This is a genomic window from Pseudomonas sp. PB105, assembly GCF_009764655.1.
Taxonomy (GTDB): Bacteria; Pseudomonadota; Gammaproteobacteria; order Pseudomonadales; family Pseudomonadaceae; genus Aquipseudomonas; species Aquipseudomonas cyclaminis.
In genome coordinates, this window is the sequence record NZ_RWIO01000058.1 from 98006 (window position 1) to 113602 (window position 15597).

Annotated in this window: 19 protein-coding genes; 8 read left to right on the plus strand and 11 right to left on the minus strand. The window is 59.5% G+C overall.

Translation table 11 applies throughout. The features are described from left to right. Positions 1-12 precede the first annotated feature (12 nt). Together EJD88_RS15545 and tldD are read left to right on the plus strand one after the other, a co-directional pair. Positions 13-861 (plus strand): carbon-nitrogen hydrolase family protein, encoded by an 849-nt coding sequence (locus EJD88_RS15545; protein ID WP_158878406.1) that lies wholly within the window; start codon positions 13-15, stop codon positions 859-861. A gap of 16 nt (positions 862-877) precedes the next feature. Continuing rightward, complete coding sequence (gene tldD / locus EJD88_RS15550) at positions 878-2320, plus strand: metalloprotease TldD (protein ID WP_099587112.1); 1443 nt, start codon at positions 878-880, stop codon at positions 2318-2320. A 45-nt stretch (positions 2321-2365) separates the two neighbouring features. On the opposite strand, the gene yjgA is transcribed toward tldD, so the two are convergent. Further along, the gene (gene yjgA, locus EJD88_RS15555; protein WP_017138246.1) at positions 2366-2887 is read right to left on the minus strand and encodes a ribosome biogenesis factor YjgA; all 522 of its coding nucleotides are present in this window, start codon (positions 2885-2887) and stop codon (positions 2366-2368) included. A gap of 108 nt (positions 2888-2995) precedes the next feature. Between yjgA and pmbA the strand changes: the two genes are divergently transcribed. The 6 genes from pmbA to EJD88_RS15585 all read left to right on the plus strand — a co-directional run bounded on the left by pmbA (position 2996) and on the right by EJD88_RS15585 (position 8441). Continuing rightward, positions 2996-4342: a metalloprotease PmbA gene (pmbA, locus tag EJD88_RS15560; RefSeq protein ID WP_099587113.1), complete on the plus strand. Its 1347-nt coding sequence runs from the start codon at positions 2996-2998 to the stop codon at positions 4340-4342. A gap of 142 nt (positions 4343-4484) precedes the next feature. Beyond that, positions 4485-4880: a FagA protein gene (locus EJD88_RS15565; RefSeq protein WP_158878407.1), complete on the plus strand. Its 396-nt coding sequence runs from the start codon at positions 4485-4487 to the stop codon at positions 4878-4880. A 183-nt stretch (positions 4881-5063) separates the two neighbouring features. Continuing rightward, positions 5064-6446, plus strand: coding sequence for an aspartate ammonia-lyase (locus EJD88_RS15570; RefSeq protein ID WP_158878408.1), 1383 nt, complete (start codon positions 5064-5066; stop codon positions 6444-6446). A gap of 26 nt (positions 6447-6472) precedes the next feature. Further along, positions 6473-6901: a hypothetical protein gene (locus tag EJD88_RS15575; protein WP_099587116.1), complete on the plus strand. Its 429-nt coding sequence runs from the start codon at positions 6473-6475 to the stop codon at positions 6899-6901. 1 nt (position 6902) lies between these two features. Continuing rightward, positions 6903-7514: a superoxide dismutase gene (locus tag EJD88_RS15580; protein WP_112193483.1), complete on the plus strand. Its 612-nt coding sequence runs from the start codon at positions 6903-6905 to the stop codon at positions 7512-7514. 33 nt (positions 7515-7547) lie between these two features. Next, positions 7548-8441 (plus strand): ZIP family metal transporter, encoded by an 894-nt coding sequence (locus tag EJD88_RS15585; RefSeq protein ID WP_099587118.1) that lies wholly within the window; start codon positions 7548-7550, stop codon positions 8439-8441. Between the two features lie 21 nt (positions 8442-8462). On the opposite strand, the gene EJD88_RS15590 is transcribed toward EJD88_RS15585, so the two are convergent. The 10 genes from EJD88_RS15590 to EJD88_RS15635 all read right to left on the minus strand — a co-directional run bounded on the left by EJD88_RS15590 (position 8463) and on the right by EJD88_RS15635 (position 15486). Then, complete coding sequence (locus tag EJD88_RS15590) at positions 8463-8735, minus strand: HPr family phosphocarrier protein (protein ID WP_003216108.1); 273 nt, start codon at positions 8733-8735, stop codon at positions 8463-8465. A 16-nt stretch (positions 8736-8751) separates the two neighbouring features. Beyond that, complete coding sequence (rapZ, locus tag EJD88_RS15595) at positions 8752-9609, minus strand: RNase adapter RapZ (protein WP_099587119.1); 858 nt, start codon at positions 9607-9609, stop codon at positions 8752-8754. Positions 9610-9611: 2 nt separating this feature from the next. After that, complete coding sequence (ptsN, locus tag EJD88_RS15600) at positions 9612-10076, minus strand: PTS IIA-like nitrogen regulatory protein PtsN (protein WP_027604813.1); 465 nt, start codon at positions 10074-10076, stop codon at positions 9612-9614. Positions 10077-10088: 12 nt separating this feature from the next. After that, positions 10089-10394, minus strand: a complete 306-nt coding sequence (gene hpf, locus EJD88_RS15605) for a ribosome hibernation-promoting factor, HPF/YfiA family (protein WP_099587121.1) — start codon at positions 10392-10394, stop codon at positions 10089-10091. Between the two features lie 75 nt (positions 10395-10469). Then, complete coding sequence (locus tag EJD88_RS15610) at positions 10470-11963, minus strand: RNA polymerase factor sigma-54 (protein WP_099587122.1); 1494 nt, start codon at positions 11961-11963, stop codon at positions 10470-10472. 197 nt (positions 11964-12160) lie between these two features. Next, on the minus strand, positions 12161-12886 hold the full coding sequence (lptB, locus tag EJD88_RS15615; RefSeq protein ID WP_004372092.1) for an LPS export ABC transporter ATP-binding protein: 726 nt from the start codon (positions 12884-12886) through the stop codon (positions 12161-12163). Continuing rightward, positions 12886-13419, minus strand: a complete 534-nt coding sequence (gene lptA, locus EJD88_RS15620; RefSeq protein WP_027604809.1) for a lipopolysaccharide transport periplasmic protein LptA — start codon at positions 13417-13419, stop codon at positions 12886-12888. Before lptA ends, lptB begins: the two co-directional genes overlap by 1 nt. Further along, positions 13406-13978: an LPS export ABC transporter periplasmic protein LptC gene (gene lptC, locus EJD88_RS15625; protein WP_099587123.1), complete on the minus strand. Its 573-nt coding sequence runs from the start codon at positions 13976-13978 to the stop codon at positions 13406-13408. The genes lptA and lptC overlap by 14 nt, the downstream gene beginning before the upstream one ends. 8 nt (positions 13979-13986) lie before the next feature. Next, positions 13987-14511 carry an HAD family hydrolase gene (locus EJD88_RS15630; RefSeq protein WP_058414321.1) on the minus strand — a complete coding sequence of 175 codons (525 nt, stop codon included), beginning with the start codon at positions 14509-14511 and terminating at the stop codon, positions 13987-13989. Next, a complete protein-coding gene (locus EJD88_RS15635; RefSeq protein ID WP_099587124.1) occupies positions 14512-15486 on the minus strand; it encodes a KpsF/GutQ family sugar-phosphate isomerase in 975 nt (324 codons plus the stop codon). Positions 15487-15597: the final 111 nt, after the last annotated feature.

Genomic DNA, 15597 nt, shown 5'->3' on the forward strand with positions numbered 1-15597 from the left:
GAGTGTCGGCCCATGTCCTTCGCGGTAATTCAAATGGTCAGCCAGAGCGACGTGCTGGCCAATCTGGCCCAGGCTCGGCGCTTGTTGGAACAAGCCGCCGAGGGCGGGGCCAAGCTGGCGGTGCTGCCGGAAAACTTTGCCGCCATGGGTCGCCGCGACGTGGCGGACATCGGTCGCGCCGAGGTTCTGGGCGAAGGTCCGATCCTGCCATGGTTGAAACAGGCCGCCCGCGACCTCACCTTATGGATAGTGGCTGGCACATTGCCGTTGCCGCCTGACGGTCAACCCCACGCCAAATCCAATGCCTGCTCACTGCTGATCGACGATCGCGGCGAAATCGTCGCCCGTTACGACAAGCTGCATTTATTTGATGTGGATGTGGCGGATGCCCGGGGTCGCTATCGGGAGTCCGACGACTATGCTTTCGGGAGCAATGTGGTCGTGGCGGACACACCGGTCGGCCGTTTGGGCCTGACGGTGTGTTACGACCTGCGCTTTCCCGAGCTGTACAGCGAGCTGCGTGCGGCGGGAGCTGAATTGATTACCGCACCCTCGGCCTTTACCGCAGTGACCGGTGCTGCGCACTGGGATGTGCTGATACGTGCGCGAGCCATTGAAACCCAGTGCTATGTGCTGGCGGCCGCCCAAGGCGGTGTGCATCCGGGGCCAAGGGAAACCCATGGTCATGCCGCGATTGTCGACCCGTGGGGGCGTGTGCTGACACAACAGGATCAAGGCGAAGCGGTGTTGCTGGCCGAGCGCGATAGCAGTGAACAGGCGTCGATACGGGCGCGCATGCCGGTGGTCAACCACCGGCGCTTTTTCTCGCAGGGCGCACAGCGACCTGCCTCAGAACGATGAATTTAAGGCCAAACCTATGAGCGAGTTGTTGTCCTCAGTCAGTGAACACCTCCTGGCACCCGGTGGCGTGACCATCGAAAGCTTGCAAACCGTGCTGGGCGATCTCGCCGGGCCTGGCATTGACGCCGCCGACCTGTATTTCCAGGGACAGATTTCCGAGTCCTGGGCCCTCGAAGACGGCATCGTCAAGGAAGGCAGTTTCAACCTCGACCAGGGTGTCGGCGTGCGGGCGCAATCCGGTGAAAAGACCGGTTTTGCCTACAGCAATGCAATCACCCTGGAGGCGCTTGGCCTCGCCGCCCGTGCGGCGCGTTCGATCTCCCGCGCCGGCCAGAATGGCACGGTGCAGGCGTTCAGCACCCAGGACGTGGCCCAGTTATACGCGCCGGATAACCCACTTGAGGTGATCAGCCGGGCGGAAAAAGTCGATCTGCTCAAGCGTATCGACGCAGCCACCCGTGCCCTGGACCCACGTATCCAACAGGTCACCGTGAGCATGGCCGGTGTGTGGGAGCGAATCCTTGTCGCGTCCACTGACGGCGGCCTGGCGGCGGATGTGCGGCCGTTGGTGCGCTTCAACGTCAGCGTGATCGTCGAGCAGAACGGTCGCCGCGAACGCGGCGGGCATGGCGGCGGCGGGCGAACGGACTACCGTTATTTCCTCACCGAAGACCGTGCGATGGGCTATGCCCGCGAAGCACTGCGCCAGGCGCTGGTGAACCTGGAAGCCATTCCGGCCCCGGCGGGTACGCTTCCGGTGGTACTGGGTTCGGGCTGGTCCGGGGTGTTGCTCCACGAAGCCGTGGGCCACGGCCTGGAAGGTGACTTCAACCGCAAGGGCAGTTCTGCCTACAGCGGGCGCATGGGCGAGATGGTTGCGTCCAAGCTCTGCACCATTGTCGATGACGGCACTTTGGCCGGTCGTCGTGGCTCGTTGAGCGTCGATGACGAAGGCACACCTACTGAATGCACCACCTTGATTGAAAACGGTGTGCTCAAGGGCTACATGCAGGACAAGCTCAATGCCCGCCTGATGGGTGTGGCGCGCACCGGTAACGGTCGCCGTGAGTCCTACGCGCACCTGCCGATGCCGCGCATGACCAACACCTACATGCTCGGTGGCGAAAGCGACCCGGCGGAAATCATCGCCTCGGTAAAACGCGGTATCTACTGCGCCAACCTCGGCGGCGGCCAGGTGGATATCACCAGCGGCAAGTTCGTGTTCTCCACCAGCGAGGCGTACCTGATCGAAGACGGCAAGATTACCGCGCCGGTCAAAGGGGCGACATTGATTGGTAACGGGCCGGAAGCCATGAGCAAGGTATCGATGGTCGGCAACGACCTGGCGCTGGACAGCGGCGTGGGTATGTGCGGGAAAGATGGTCAGTCGGTGCCGGTCGGTGTGGGCCAGCCAACGCTGAAAATTGATGCGATCACCGTGGGTGGCACGGGGTCGTAAGGGGTGGAGCTTCGGGTGGCGAAGATCGCCACCCGGGGAAGGGCATCAACGCAGTCCGCGTTGAGTCTCGTCCAGCTCACGGATGTATTTGAAGATTTTACGGCTGGTGGCTGGCGCCTTGTTATGCGCCTGCTCGTGCTGGGCTTGACGGATCAGGGAGCGCAGTTGCTGGCGGTCCGCATCCGGGTAGTCCAACACGAATTTCTCCAGCACGGCGTCATCGCCCGAGATCAGGCGGTCACGCCAACGTTCCAGGTTATGGAAACGTTCGTTGTACTGGCGAGTGGAGGCATCGGTTTGATCGAGCAAGGCCAGAATGGCGTCAGTGTCCTGATCGCGCATGAGCTTGCCGATAAACATGATGTGCCGTTTACGCGCGATATTCGCGGTGTGCTTGGGTGCGTCTGCAAGCGCCCGGCGCATTTCGTCGGTCAATGGCAGTTTTGCAATCAAGTCTTTCTTGAGCGTTGTAAGGCGCTCGCCAAGGTCAACCAGAGCATGCAGCTCACGTTTGACCTGGGTTTTGCTTTTCTCCCCATCGAGGGAGTCGTCGTAAGAATCAACCATGGTGGCAGTCCGCAAAGAAACGCCGCCATGATAACCAGTCGGGGGCCGCTTGTCCGGCCCGGTCGCTCGATGGCCTTAACCGAAAGCAGAATTTGAGTGGAGAAAACCATGAGTGCAGCCCAAAGCGTCGGTCCGCAAGCGTTACCGGCACTTCAGGAACAAGTCGAGCAGATCCTTGCCGAGGCCAAGCGCCAGGGGGCCAGCGCCTGTGAAGTCGCGGTGTCGCTGGAGCAAGGGTTGTCGACGTCGGTGCGTCAGCGGGAAGTGGAAACCGTCGAATTCAACCGCGACCAAGGCTTTGGTATCACCTTGTACTCGGGGCAGCGCAAAGGCTCGGCCAGTACCTCTGCCAGTGGCCCGGAAGCGATCCGCGAGACGGTTGCAGCCGCGTTGGCGATTGCCAAGCACACCTCTGAAGATGAGAGCTCAGGTCTGGCAGACAAAGCGCTGATGGCCAAGGACTTGAAGGACTTCGATCTGTTCCACGCCTGGGACATCACGCCTGAGCAGGCTATTGAGCTGGCTCTGACCTGTGAAGCCGCCGCGTTCGACGCTGATGCCCGCATCAAGAACGCCGATGGCACCACATTGAACACGCACCAGGGTTGTCGCGTATACGGCAACAGCCACGGGTTTATCGGCGGATATGCGTCCACTCGCCACAGCCTCAGCTGCGTGATGATTGCCGAGGCCAATGGCCAGATGCAGCGTGATTACTGGTATGACGTGAGCCGCCAGGGTGAATTGCTTGCCGACCCGGTCAGCATTGGCCAGCGCGCTGCACAGCGTGCCGCGAGCCGCCTGGGTGCACGCCCGGTGCCTACCTGCGAAGTACCGGTGCTGTTTTCGGCGGAGTTGGCGGGCGGTTTGTTTGGCAGTTTTCTGGGGGCGATCTCCGGCGGCAATCTGTACCGCAAGTCGTCGTTCCTGGAAGGTGCAATCGGCCAGAAGCTGTTTCCCGAGTGGCTGACCATCGATGAGCGCCCACACTTGATGCGCGCCATGGGCAGCTCGGCGTTCGATGGCGATGGCCTGGCCACGTATGCCAAGCCGTTCGTCGAAAACGGTGAGCTGGTTTCCTACGTGTTGGGCACCTACTCAGGCCGCAAGCTCGGCCTGCCAAGCACGGCCAATTCGGGCGGCGTGCATAACCTGTTCGTGACCCATGGCGACGAAGACCAGGCGGCGCTGTTGCGGCGGATGGGACGTGGCCTGCTGGTGACCGAGTTGATGGGCCACGGCCTGAATATGGTCACCGGGGATTATTCCCGTGGCGCGGCGGGCTTCTGGGTGGAAAACGGCGAGATCCAGTTCGCCGTCCAGGAAGTGACCATTGCTGGCAATATGCGCGATATGTTCAAGCAGATTGTTGCGGTGGGTAATGACTTGGAACTGCGCAGTAATATCCGCACAGGCTCGGTATTGATCGAGCGGATGACTGTCGCCGGCAGCTGATCTACGCGTTACAAAAAAAGCGTGCTATCTCGTCGATAGCGCGCTTTTTTTATGCCTTCTCGAAAACGGATTACTGTGTCAGCGTTGCTTTGATTCTCAATATCATTTAATAATAAATATCATTACCGAATGAGTGTGGATCATGAGTTCTGTCCTGCATGAGGATCCGTATCTGGAAAGCTGGCGCTGGATGAGTCGTCAGATTCGCTGCGGCCTCGATCCCAATGAACCTCGCCTGATCGAACATTACCTCAATGAGGGTCGATATCTGGCGTGTTGCACCGCAACCCATCCGTGGACGATTGCCGAAACGTCATTCCGCCTGTTGATCGACACCGCCGGTGATATCGCCTTGCCGTGGCATTGGCGATCCACCTGCCTGGACCAGGCTTGGCGCCCGCTGCGCGATCTGGAAAAACTCTCCCACTGTGCCTGTCGCCTCAAGCGCTGGCAGACCTTTGCCTGGCAATTGGCGACCTGCCAATTGCTGCCTTCCCTTTCTGTTTCTGACCTGGTGCAAGGATCCTCCGATGATTAGGGTCTGCCATCACTTATTTCCTGTGCCGCGCCGGGCCTGCGCGATTGCAGGCCCGGCCCTTCGGGTTGTGTCTGAAAGCGGGCCAGGCTGCGTTGCAGTCCTTGGCAAGGGAACAACCATTACCAGCGGACTGCGCCTTGCCTGGCCCGCTTTCAGACCTCAACGCGACACAGGAAATAAGTGATGGCAGACCCTAACACCCGTATCGAACGCGACAGCATGGGCGAACTGCAAGTGCCTGCCGAGGCCCTGTATGGCGCACAGACCCAGCGCGCGGTGAATAACTTTCCGATCAGCCACCAACGCATGCCGGCGCAGTTCATTCGCGCACTGATCCTGGCAAAGGTTGCTGCCGCCAAGGTTAATATCGACCTCAAGCAAATCAGCGAAGGGCAGGGCAAGGCCATCGTCGATGCTGCCCAAGGTCTGCTGGAAGGCGACTTCATGCAGCACTTCCCGGTGGATATCTTCCAGACCGGTTCCGGCACCAGTTCCAACATGAACGCCAACGAAGTGATTGCGACCCTCGCCAGCCGTCTGCTCGGCGAGGCGGTCAACCCGAACGATCACGTCAACTGCGGCCAAAGCAGCAACGACATCATTCCTACAACCATCCACGTCAGTGCGGCGCTGGTATTGCACGAGCAAACACTGCCGGCGCTGTTGCACCTGGTGCAGGTGATCGAGCATAAGGCTGAAGAAGTCCACCCGTTCATCAAGACCGGCCGCACGCATTTGATGGACGCCATGCCAGTGCGTATGAGTCAGGTACTCAATGGTTGGGCGCAGCAACTCAAGGCCAATATCGGTCATCTGCAAGACCTGCTGCCAAGCCTGCAGGCCCTCGCGCAAGGCGGCACTGCGGTGGGCACGGGGATCAACGCGCACCCGGAATTCGCGGCGCGTTTCAGTCAACAGCTCAGCAGCCTGACGGATGTGAAATTCACCCCGGGCAAAAACCTGTTTGCGCTGATTGGCTCCCAGGACACGGCCGTGACTGTTTCCGGCCAACTGAAAGCCACCGCCGTATCGTTGATGAAAATCGCCAATGACCTGCGCTGGATGAACTCCGGCCCACTCGCCGGCCTGGGTGAAATCGAGCTGGAAGGCCTGCAACCGGGTTCTTCGATCATGCCCGGCAAGGTCAACCCGGTCATCCCGGAAGCGACTGCCATGGTGGCTGCCCAAGTCATCGGCAATGACACGGTGATCACCGTTGCCGGCCAATCCGGCAACTTCGAGCTGAACGTGATGCTGCCGATCATCGCCCAGAACCTGCTCAGCAGCCTCGAACTGCTGGCCAACGCCAGTCGCCTGCTGGCGGACAAAGCCATCGCCAGCTTCAAGGTCAATGAGGCCAAGCTCAAGGAAGCGCTGTCGCGCAACCCGATTCTGGTCACCGCGCTCAACCCGATCATTGGTTACCAAAAGGCTGCTGAAATCGCCAAGAAGGCCTATCAGCAAGGCCGTCCAGTGATTGATGTCGCCCTTGAGCACACCGACTTGTCCCGTAGCCAACTGGAAATCCTGTTGGATCCGGAAAAGCTTACGGCCGGCGGCGTGTAATCACCGACTCTGCTTTGGAGGCTCATATGGAGCACTGGAAACGCACGATCGAACGGGCTAATCGCTGCTTTATGCAGGGCGAACTGGTCGACGCTCGCGAGGCCTATTTGCAAGCCCTGGCCCTGGCTCAAGTGTTGTTCGAACGCTGGGCAGATGCCGACGAAGCAGTGGCGGCCTGCGTCATTTCACATCACAACCTGGCGGATCTGCACTTGCGCCTGAATCAGCCTGAGGAAAGCGCCGAGTACCTCTGCGCCATTCACCAGCGCTTGCTGCAGACCATGCAGGACGCGCGCTTGAGCCCGCAACTGCGGGAAGCGGCCCTGCGCCAGAGCAGCAAGACTTACGTCGAACTGTTGAATTTCATCAGCGATCACGGCGAATACCCGCGCACCCATCGCTTGCTGGGCGGTACTGCGGCGCAACCGACCACGCCTCAATACGGAGTACATTGATATGACTTACACCTTGCCTGCCTTGCCTTATGCCTACGATGCCCTGGAACCGCATATCGATGCGCAAACCATGGAAATTCACTACACCAAGCATCACCAGACCTACATCAACAATCTTAACGCCGCGGTCGAGGGCACCGAGTTCGCCGACTGGCCGGTAGAAAAACTGGTGTCCAGCGTGCAGCAACTGCCGGAAAAACTGCGCGCAGCGGTGATCAATCAAGGTGGCGGCCACGCTAACCACTCGCTGTTCTGGGCGGTGATGTCACCTCAGGGGGGCGGTAAGCCTGAAGGCGCGCTGGGCAAGGCAATTGACGAGCAAGTCGGTGGTTTTGAAAGCTTCAAGGAGGCTTTCACCAAAGCTGCGTTGACCCGCTTCGGCAGCGGTTGGGCCTGGCTGAGCGTTACCCCGCAAAAGACCCTGGTCGTGGAAAGCAGCGGTAACCAGGACAGCCCGTTGATGAACGGCAACACGCCGATCCTCGGCCTCGACGTGTGGGAGCACGCTTACTACCTGCGCTACCAGAACCGCCGCCCGGAATACATCAATGCCTTCTACAGTGTTATCAACTGGCCAGAAGTTGCCGCACGCTATCAGGCTGCTTTGGCCTGACATTGACCTCCATAACAAGATCTAAGGCCGACTATGGGCACTGAAACACTGGCGATCGGCAGCGTGCGGATGTTTCGTTACGCGCTGGGCTCGCTGCTGCTACTGGCAGGTACTGCATTGCTGGTGGCCCACGGGCTGGCCTGGCTGGACCTGCAACCGCGTATCTTGCGCGCCTTGCAGGGCGGTGCGATCTGCGCGCTCGGCACCGCGCTGGGCGCGGTTCCTGTATTGGTGATTCGGCGGATGCCGGTGGCCGTGAGCGATACCTTGCTGGGCTTTGGGGCGGGCGTGATGTTGGCCGCCACCGCCTTTTCGCTGGTGGTGCCAGGCATCGCCGCTGCCGAAAGCCTGGGGCTTACGCCCTGGGGGGCGGGCGGGTTGATTAGTTTCGGCATCATGTCAGGGGCATTCGGACTGTATCTGGTTGACCGCAAGGTCTCCGGCGCCAGTCCGGAAATGTTGGTGGGCACGCCGGATAAACCGGTGATCCCGCCGCGAATCTGGCTGTTCGTGTTCGCCATCATTGCCCACAACATCCCCGAAGGCATGGCGGTTGGCGTCTCGGCGGGCGGTGGCATGCCGGATGCCGATAGCCTGGCCATGGGCATTGCCTTGCAGGATGTGCCCGAAGGTCTTGTGATTGCGTTGGTGTTGGCCGGGGCAGGCATGTCGCGGGCCAAGGCGTTTCTGATTGGCGCTGCGTCAGGCTTGGTGGAGCCGGTGTTTGCCGTGCTCTGCGCCTGGTTGGTGAGCCTGGCTGAAGTGCTGTTGCCGTTGGGTTTGGCATTGGCCGCTGGGGCGATGTTGTTGGTGGTGACCCATGAGGTCATCCCTGAGTCACGGCGCAATGGCCATGAAAAACTCGCCAGTCTGGGATTGTGTATCGGGTTTTGTTTGATGATGGTGATGGATACGGCGCTAGGTTAACCCCGCTCCTGTAGGGTGAGTTTACTCACCCTCATCAAAGAAGTTATTGATCAGTGCCACCAGGGCATCCATCGCTTCCTGTTCCTGTTCGCCTTCCGTTTTCAAGTGAATCTTGGTGCCCTTACCGGCCGCCAGCATCATCATTGCCATAATGCTTTTGCCATCGACCATGCTTTCCGGTGTACGCCCTGCCCTGATCTGGCAGGGAAACTGCCCGGCAACGCCGACAAATTTGGCTGAGGCGCGGGCGTGCAGGCCCAGCTTGTTGATGATTTCAATTTCCAGAGCGGGCATCGCGAAGGTGTTCCTTTCAGCTGAGGTCGCGGTGGCGAACCTGGACGTTCTTGAGGGTTTGTTGCAGTACCTGGCCCAGGCGCTCGGTCAGGTATACGGAGCGGTGGTGACCACCGGTGCAGCCAATGGCAATGGTGACATAGGCCCGGTTGCTGGCAGCAAAGCGCGGCAGCCATTTGAGCAGGTAACTGGAGATGTCCTGAAACATCTCCTCCACATCCGGCTGCGCGGCCAGGTACTCGGCTACGGGTAGATCCAGCCCTGACTGGTCACGCAATTCCGGTTTCCAATAAGGGTTGGGCAGGCAGCGCACGTCAAACACGAGGTCCGCATCCACTGGCATGCCGCGTTTGAACCCAAAGGACTCGACAAGAAACGCCGTGCCAGGCTCCGGCTGATTCAGCAGGCGCAGCTTGATGGCATCGCGCAGTTGATACAGGTTAAGGCTGGTGGTGTTGATCTTGAGGTCGGCGAGGTCAATGATCGGCCCCAACAACTTGGTTTCGTCCTCGATGGCTTCGGCCAGGGAGCGGTGGGGGCTGCTGAGCGGGTGGCGCCGTCGGGTTTCGGAGAAGCGCTTTAACAGCGTCTCTTCGTCGGCATCGAGGTACAGCACATCACAATGGATGTGCTTGGCGCGCACTTCTTCCAGCAATTCCGGGAATCGCGAGAGGTGGCTCGGCAGGTTGCGGGCGTCGATCGAAACGGCAACCAGGGGTTGCGCCAGCTCGGTGTGGATCAGAGCACGTTCCGCCAGCTCCGGCAGCAGGCCGGCAGGCAGGTTGTCGATGCAATAGAAGCCATTGTCCTCAAGAACGTTGAGGGCGGTGCTTTTACCCGAGCCGGAGCGGCCGCTGACGATGATCAAACGCATGGTTACTGCCCGTTTTGCTCATCCAGGACAACTTGGTACAGCGCCTCGTTGCTGCTGGCACTGCGCAGTTTGTCGCGTACTTCCTTGCGGTCAAGCATGCTGGCGATCTGCCGAAGCAGTTCCAGGTGCGCATCGGTGGCGGCCTGCGGGACCAGCAGAACAAACAGCAGGTCGACCGGGGCACCGTCGATGGCGTCGAAATCGATAGGGGCGTCCAGGTGCAGCAGGGCGCTGACAGGTGTTTCGCAGCCTTTGAGGCGACAGTGAGGAATGGCGATGCCGTTGCCAAAACCGGTCGAGCCGAGTTTTTCACGGGCAATCAGAGCCTCGAAGACATCTTGCATCTCCAGCTCAGGCACTTGGCTGCTGATCAGGTTGGCAATTTGTTCGAGGGCTTTCTTCTTGCTGCCGCCCGGCACGTTCACGAGGGAACGGCCGGGGGTCAGGATGGTTTCAAGTCGGATCATGGGTTGGGGGTGTTAGCGGCCAGTGCCATTAAGAAGGCTCTGCTGCTTTTCCTTATGCTTTTTAAGTTGGCGGTCAAGCTTGTCAGTCAAGGCATCAATTGATGCATACATGTCCTCATGCTCGGCATTGGCGACTACTTCGCCACCGGGAATCTGCAGGGTCGCCTCAACTTTCTGCTGAAGCTTGTCGACCTTCATGATGACTTGCACGTTGGTGATTTTGTCAAAATGCCCCTCCAGGCGTTTCAGCTTCAGCTCGACATACTCGCGCAGGGGAGGGGTGACTTCTACATGGTGTCCACTGATGTTGACTTGCATACAGCTTCTCCTTCGTTGCCAGTGCATAAAGCGACGGGTAGGAATACCCGTCACTGGAACGCTGTGGCCCGCCCGTCACATCAAACGCTTGCGCTCGCTGGAAGGCGCGATCCCAAGGGATTCGCGGTACTTGGCGACGGTTCGACGGGCGACCTGAATGCCTTGTGCCTCCAGTAAACCAGCGATCTTGCTGTCACTCAACGGCTTTTTCTGATTTTCCGCAGCAACCAGTTTTTTGATGATCGCGCGGATCGCCGTTGACGAGCATTCGCCGCCTTCGGAGGTGCTTACATGGCTGGAGAAAAAATATTTCAACTCATAAATACCCCGTGGGGTATGCATGAATTTTTGCGTGGTCACGCGTGAAATTGTCGATTCGTGCATGCCTACCGCCTCGGCGATGTCGTGCAGGACCAGAGGCTTCATTGCTTCGTCGCCGTATTCCAGGAAGCCGCGCTGATGCTCGACGATCTGGGTGGCCACTTTCATCAAGGTTTCGTTGCGGCTCTGCAGGCTCTTGATGAACCAGCGGGCTTCCTGCAGCTGGTTGCGCATGAAGGTGTTGTCGGCACTCGTGTCGGCCCGGCGTACAAAGCCGGCATATTGCGGGTTGACCCGCAGGCGCGGCACAGACTCCTGGTTCAGCTCAACCAGCCAGCGCTCGTTGTCTTTGCGCACGATTACATCGGGCACCACGTACTCGGCTTCGCTCGACTCGATCTGCGAGCCCGGACGCGGGTTCAGGCTTTGCACCAGTTCGATGACCTGGCGGAGGTCGTCTTCCTTGAGCTTCATGCGACGCATCAGTTGGCTGTAGTCGCGGCTGCCCAGCAGGTCGATGTAGTCGGTAACCAGGCGCTGGGCCTCAGCGAGCCATGGCGTCTTGGCGGGCAGCTGGCGCAGTTGCAACAGCAAGCATTCGCTCAGGGTACGGGCGCCGATGCCGGCCGGCTCGAACTGCTGGATGCGGTGCAGCACCGCTTCAATTTCGTCCAGCTCAATGTCCAGTTCCGGGTCGAAAGCCTCAAGAATTTCTTCGAGCGTCTCGTCCAGGTAACCCTGGTTGTTGATGCAGTCGATCAGTGTGACGGCGATCAGTCGATCGGTATCAGACATCGGTGCGAGGTTCAGTTGCCACAGCAGATGGCTCTGCAGGCTTTCACCGGCGGAGGTGCGGGTGGTGAAGTCCCACTCGTCATCGTCGTTGCTGGGCAGGCTGCTGGCGCTGGTCTGGTAGACGTCTTCCCAGGCGGTATCTACTGGAAGCTCGTTGGGGATGCGTTCGTTCCAATCGCCTTCCTCCAGGTTGTCCACCGTAGGGGCAGTTTCCTGGTAGGACGGTTCCTGCACGTCCGCGTTGGGTTTTTGCTCGATGTTGTCGGCCAACGGGTCTGCGTTATCGAAGTCGTCGCCTTCTTCCTGGCGTTCGAGCATCGGATTGGACTCCAGGGCCTCCTGGATTTCCTGTTGCAGGTCCAGGGTCGACAATTGGAGCAGGCGGATGGCCTGTTGCAGCTGCGGTGTCATCGTCAGCTGCTGGCCCATTCTCAGGACTAGCGATGGTTTCATGGCAGGGGCTTAACACCTTATTCGCCGGCGCAATGCGCCATCCACGACAGGGCGCGTGAGCGCCAAACATAAGCAAATTATATGCCTGATATCGAGGGCTTTGCCTAGAGCGCGGTAACAATAAAAAACCGGAGGTTCTTATTGACTCCCGCGCATCGGGCAAACGACCTGCCACCGCCTTGTTATTACAGGCGGGTTTACAGGCGAAACTCGTGACCCAGGTACACTTCCTTGACCAGTTCATTGGCCAGGATGGTAGCGGAGTCGCCCTCGGCGATCAGTTGTCCATCGTTGACGATATAGGCGGTTTCGCAGATATCGAGGGTCTCACGCACGTTGTGGTCGGTGATCAGTACACCGATGCCCTTGGCCTTGAGGTGATGGATGATCTGCTTGATATCGCCAACCGAGATAGGGTCGACGCCGGCAAACGGTTCGTCCAGCAGGATGAACTTGGGGGCAGTGGCCAGGGCACGGGCGATTTCCACGCGACGCCGCTCGCCACCGGACAGGCTCATGCCAAGGTTGTCGCGAATGTGGTTGATGTGGAATTCCTGCAGCAGGCTTTCCAGTTCCTGGCGGCGGCCGTCACGATCCAGTTCCTTGCGGGTTTCAAGGATGGCCATGATGTTGTCGGCAACCGACAGTTTGCGGAAGATCGACGCTTCTTGCGGAAGATAACCGATACCGGCGCGGGCACGACCGTGCATTGGCTGGTGGCTGACATCCAGGTCGTCGATCAGTACGCGACCCTGATCCGCCTGGACCAGGCCGACGATCATGTAGAAGCATGTGGTCTTGCCTGCGCCGTTGGGGCCGAGCAAGCCGACGATCTGGCCGCTGTCGATCGACAGGCTGACGTCGCGCACGACCTGACGGCTTTTATAGGCCTTGGCCAGATGCTGGGCTTTCAGGGTTGCCATTACTCGGCCTTCTTCTTCGGCTGGATAACCATGTCGATACGCGGACGCGGTGCGGTCACCTTGCTGCCATTGGCGCGGCCGGCGTTGGCGATCTGTTTCACGGTGTCATAGGTGATCTTTTCACCTTCCGTGGAGTTGCCATCGGGGCTGAGCACCTTGGCCTGGTCGATCAGCACAATGCGATTCTGCTGCGCGTGATACTGGATGGTCTTGCCGTAGCCCTTCATCGGGCCGGTGTCGGTCGCGGACTGCTTCTGTTCGAAGTAAGCCAGGTTGCCAACCGAGGTCACGACGTCGATATCACCGGCTTGGGTGCGCGTCAGTGTCACGGTATTGCCGGTGATTTTCATCGACCCTTGGGTGATGATCACACCGCCGGTATAGGTGGCAACACCTTGCTTGTCATCGAGTTGCGCATCGTCAGCCGAGATGTGGATCGGTTGCTGGCTATCGTTCGGCAGAGCCCAGGCGCTCACGCTTCCCAGTGCTGCGCCCAAACCGAGCAAAATAGGGAGAGTTTTAACGAGCCTCATACTGTCCTCTTACGTTCGATAGCAGGTGTATCCTGCTTTCTTTCAAATACGCTTTCATTCCCTTGCCAGTCGATACACCGCCAGCGCCGTCGATTCTAACGTCTTGCTCGGTCTGCGCATATTGCTTCTGCGGGAATACGGTCATGCGACTGCTGGTAATCACCGTGTCGCGGTCTTTTGCGTCCGTGCGTGCAACGCGTACCGAGTCGATCAGCTCTACCTCGGTGCCGTCAGGGTTCACCTCGCCACGCTTGCTGGTGACATGCCACGGAAATTCTGTGCCGCGGTACAGGTTCAGGTCCGGGTTGGTCAGCAGGGTGACTTCGGTGGCCTTCAAGTGTTCGACTTTGTCCGAGGTCATTTCGTACTGCAACTTGCCGTCGGGCAGGAACTGCACGCTATAGGCGTTGGTGGCGTAATAGTCGATAGCCCCTCCGTCGACCTGTGCAGCAGGCTGGTCGAGGAAGCGCCCCGGGCTGATATTCCAGTAGCCCACCGCGAGCAGCAGCGCGGCGATGACCCCGAATAGCAGGAAGTTGCGAATCTTTTTACTCAGCATAAAACGCTCTATAGGTAGGCGGCGTGTGCCGCTTCAAGGCTGCCCTGGGCTCGCAGGATCAGTTCGCAGAACTCGCGGGCCGCACCTTCGCCGCCACGGGCAGAGGTGATGCCATGGGCGTGCTCGCGAACAAACGCCGCCGCATTGGCGACGGCCATGCCCAGGCCCACTCGGCGAATGACCGGCAGGTCGGGCAGATCATCGCCCAAGTAGGCGACCTGCTCATAGCTTAGGTTGAGTTGGCCAAGAAGCTCGTCCAGAACCACCAGTTTATCCTCGCGGCCCTGATACAGGTGAGGAATCCCCAGATTTTGTGCTCGGCGTTCCACAACGGGGGTTTTCCGGCCGCTGATAATCGCGGTCTGCACGCCCGCAGCCATCAGCATTTTGATGCCCTGGCCGTCGAGGGTGTTGAATGTCTTGAATTCACTGCCATCTTCGAGGAAGTACAAGCGACCATCGGTCAGCACGCCGTCAACGTCGAAAATCGCCAGCTTGATGTTCTTGCCGCGTTGCAACAGGTCGCTGGTCATTTACATCACTCCCGCACGCAACAAGTCGTGCATGTTCAGGGCGCCGACCGGGTGGTCGTCGCTATCGACCACCACCAGGGCGCCGATCTTGTGGTCTTCCATGATCTTCAAGGCTTCGGCTGCCAGCATTTCAGGGCGGGCGGTCTTGCCGTGCGGGGTCATCACGGCGTCGATGGTCGCCGTATGGATATCGATGGTGCGGTCCAGGGTACGGCGCAAGTCACCGTCAGTGAATACCCCGGCCAGGCGCCCGTCAGCTTCCAGGATCACGGTCATGCCCAAGCCCTTGCGGGTCATTTCCATCAGCGCGTCCTTCAGTAACGTGCCGCGTTGGACGTGGGGCAATTCATCGCCCGAGTGCATGACGTTTTCCACTTTCAGCAGCAGACGGCGGCCCAGTGCGCCACCAGGGTGGGAAAATGCGAAGTCTTCAGCGGTGAAGCCCCGGGCTTCAAGCAGCGCAACGGCCAGGGCGTCGCCCATGACCAGGGCTGCGGTGGTGGAGGAAGTCGGCGCCAGATTCAGCGGGCAGGCTTCGTGGGCCACATGAACATTCAGATTCACTTCGGCCGCCTTGGCCAGCGTCGACTCTGGATTGCCAGTGACGCTGATCATCTGGATGCCCAGACGCTTGATCAGCGGCAGCAGGGTCACGATTTCGTTGGTGGTGCCAGAGTTGGACAGTGCCAGGATGACGTCATCCTTGGTGATCATGCCCATGTCGCCGTGGCTCGCCTCGGCGGGATGCACAAAAAATGCGGTGGTCCCGGTGCTGGCCAGGGTGGCGGCGATCTTGTTGCCGACGTGGCCCGATTTGCCCATGCCGACCACGACAACGCGGCCTTTGCTGGCCAGAATCATCTCGCAGGCGCGTACGAAATCCGCGTCGATATGGGCCAGCAAGCCTTCTACGGCTTCGACTTCGAGGCGGATGGTGCGTTGTGCGGATTGAATAAGGTCGCTGGATTGGCTCATGTCTGAAATCGTATAGCCTGACGAAAAGTCGGCGATTATAGCGGTAATGATCAATTCCCTCACGCAAGTTCGTCAGGCTTTGTTCTTTGGGTTCCTGAGATCGATCCTCAG

Bases quoted from the DNA above. Each gene is read 5' to 3' on its own strand.
- EJD88_RS15580 (WP_112193483.1), top strand. From the start codon at position 6,903: ATGACTTACACCTTGCCTGCCTTGCCTTATGCCTACGATGCCCTGGAA.
- EJD88_RS15585 (WP_099587118.1), top strand. From the start codon at position 7,548: ATGGGCACTGAAACACTGGCGATCGGCAGCGTGCGGATGTTTCGTTAC.
- EJD88_RS15570 (WP_158878408.1), top strand. From the start codon at position 5,064: ATGGCAGACCCTAACACCCGTATCGAACGCGACAGCATGGGCGAACTG.
- lptB (WP_004372092.1), bottom strand. From the start codon at position 12,886: ATGGCAACCCTGAAAGCCCAGCATCTGGCCAAGGCCTATAAAAGCCGT.
- EJD88_RS15575 (WP_099587116.1), top strand. From the start codon at position 6,473: ATGGAGCACTGGAAACGCACGATCGAACGGGCTAATCGCTGCTTTATG.
- EJD88_RS15565 (WP_158878407.1), top strand. From the start codon at position 4,485: ATGAGTTCTGTCCTGCATGAGGATCCGTATCTGGAAAGCTGGCGCTGG.
- rapZ (WP_099587119.1), bottom strand. From the start codon at position 9,609: ATGCGTTTGATCATCGTCAGCGGCCGCTCCGGCTCGGGTAAAAGCACC.
- pmbA (WP_099587113.1), top strand. From the start codon at position 2,996: ATGAGTGCAGCCCAAAGCGTCGGTCCGCAAGCGTTACCGGCACTTCAG.
- tldD (WP_099587112.1), top strand. From the start codon at position 878: ATGAGCGAGTTGTTGTCCTCAGTCAGTGAACACCTCCTGGCACCCGGT.
- EJD88_RS15545 (WP_158878406.1), top strand. From the start codon at position 13: ATGTCCTTCGCGGTAATTCAAATGGTCAGCCAGAGCGACGTGCTGGCC.
- EJD88_RS15635 (WP_099587124.1), bottom strand. From the start codon at position 15,486: ATGAGCCAATCCAGCGACCTTATTCAATCCGCACAACGCACCATCCGC.
- EJD88_RS15590 (WP_003216108.1), bottom strand. From the start codon at position 8,735: ATGCCCGCTCTGGAAATTGAAATCATCAACAAGCTGGGCCTGCACGCC.
- EJD88_RS15630 (WP_058414321.1), bottom strand. From the start codon at position 14,511: ATGACCAGCGACCTGTTGCAACGCGGCAAGAACATCAAGCTGGCGATT.
- ptsN (WP_027604813.1), bottom strand. From the start codon at position 10,076: ATGATCCGACTTGAAACCATCCTGACCCCCGGCCGTTCCCTCGTGAAC.
- hpf (WP_099587121.1), bottom strand. From the start codon at position 10,394: ATGCAAGTCAACATCAGTGGACACCATGTAGAAGTCACCCCTCCCCTG.
- EJD88_RS15610 (WP_099587122.1), bottom strand. From the start codon at position 11,963: ATGAAACCATCGCTAGTCCTGAGAATGGGCCAGCAGCTGACGATGACA.
- lptA (WP_027604809.1), bottom strand. From the start codon at position 13,419: ATGAGGCTCGTTAAAACTCTCCCTATTTTGCTCGGTTTGGGCGCAGCA.
- yjgA (WP_017138246.1), bottom strand. From the start codon at position 2,887: ATGGTTGATTCTTACGACGACTCCCTCGATGGGGAGAAAAGCAAAACC.
- lptC (WP_099587123.1), bottom strand. From the start codon at position 13,978: ATGCTGAGTAAAAAGATTCGCAACTTCCTGCTATTCGGGGTCATCGCC.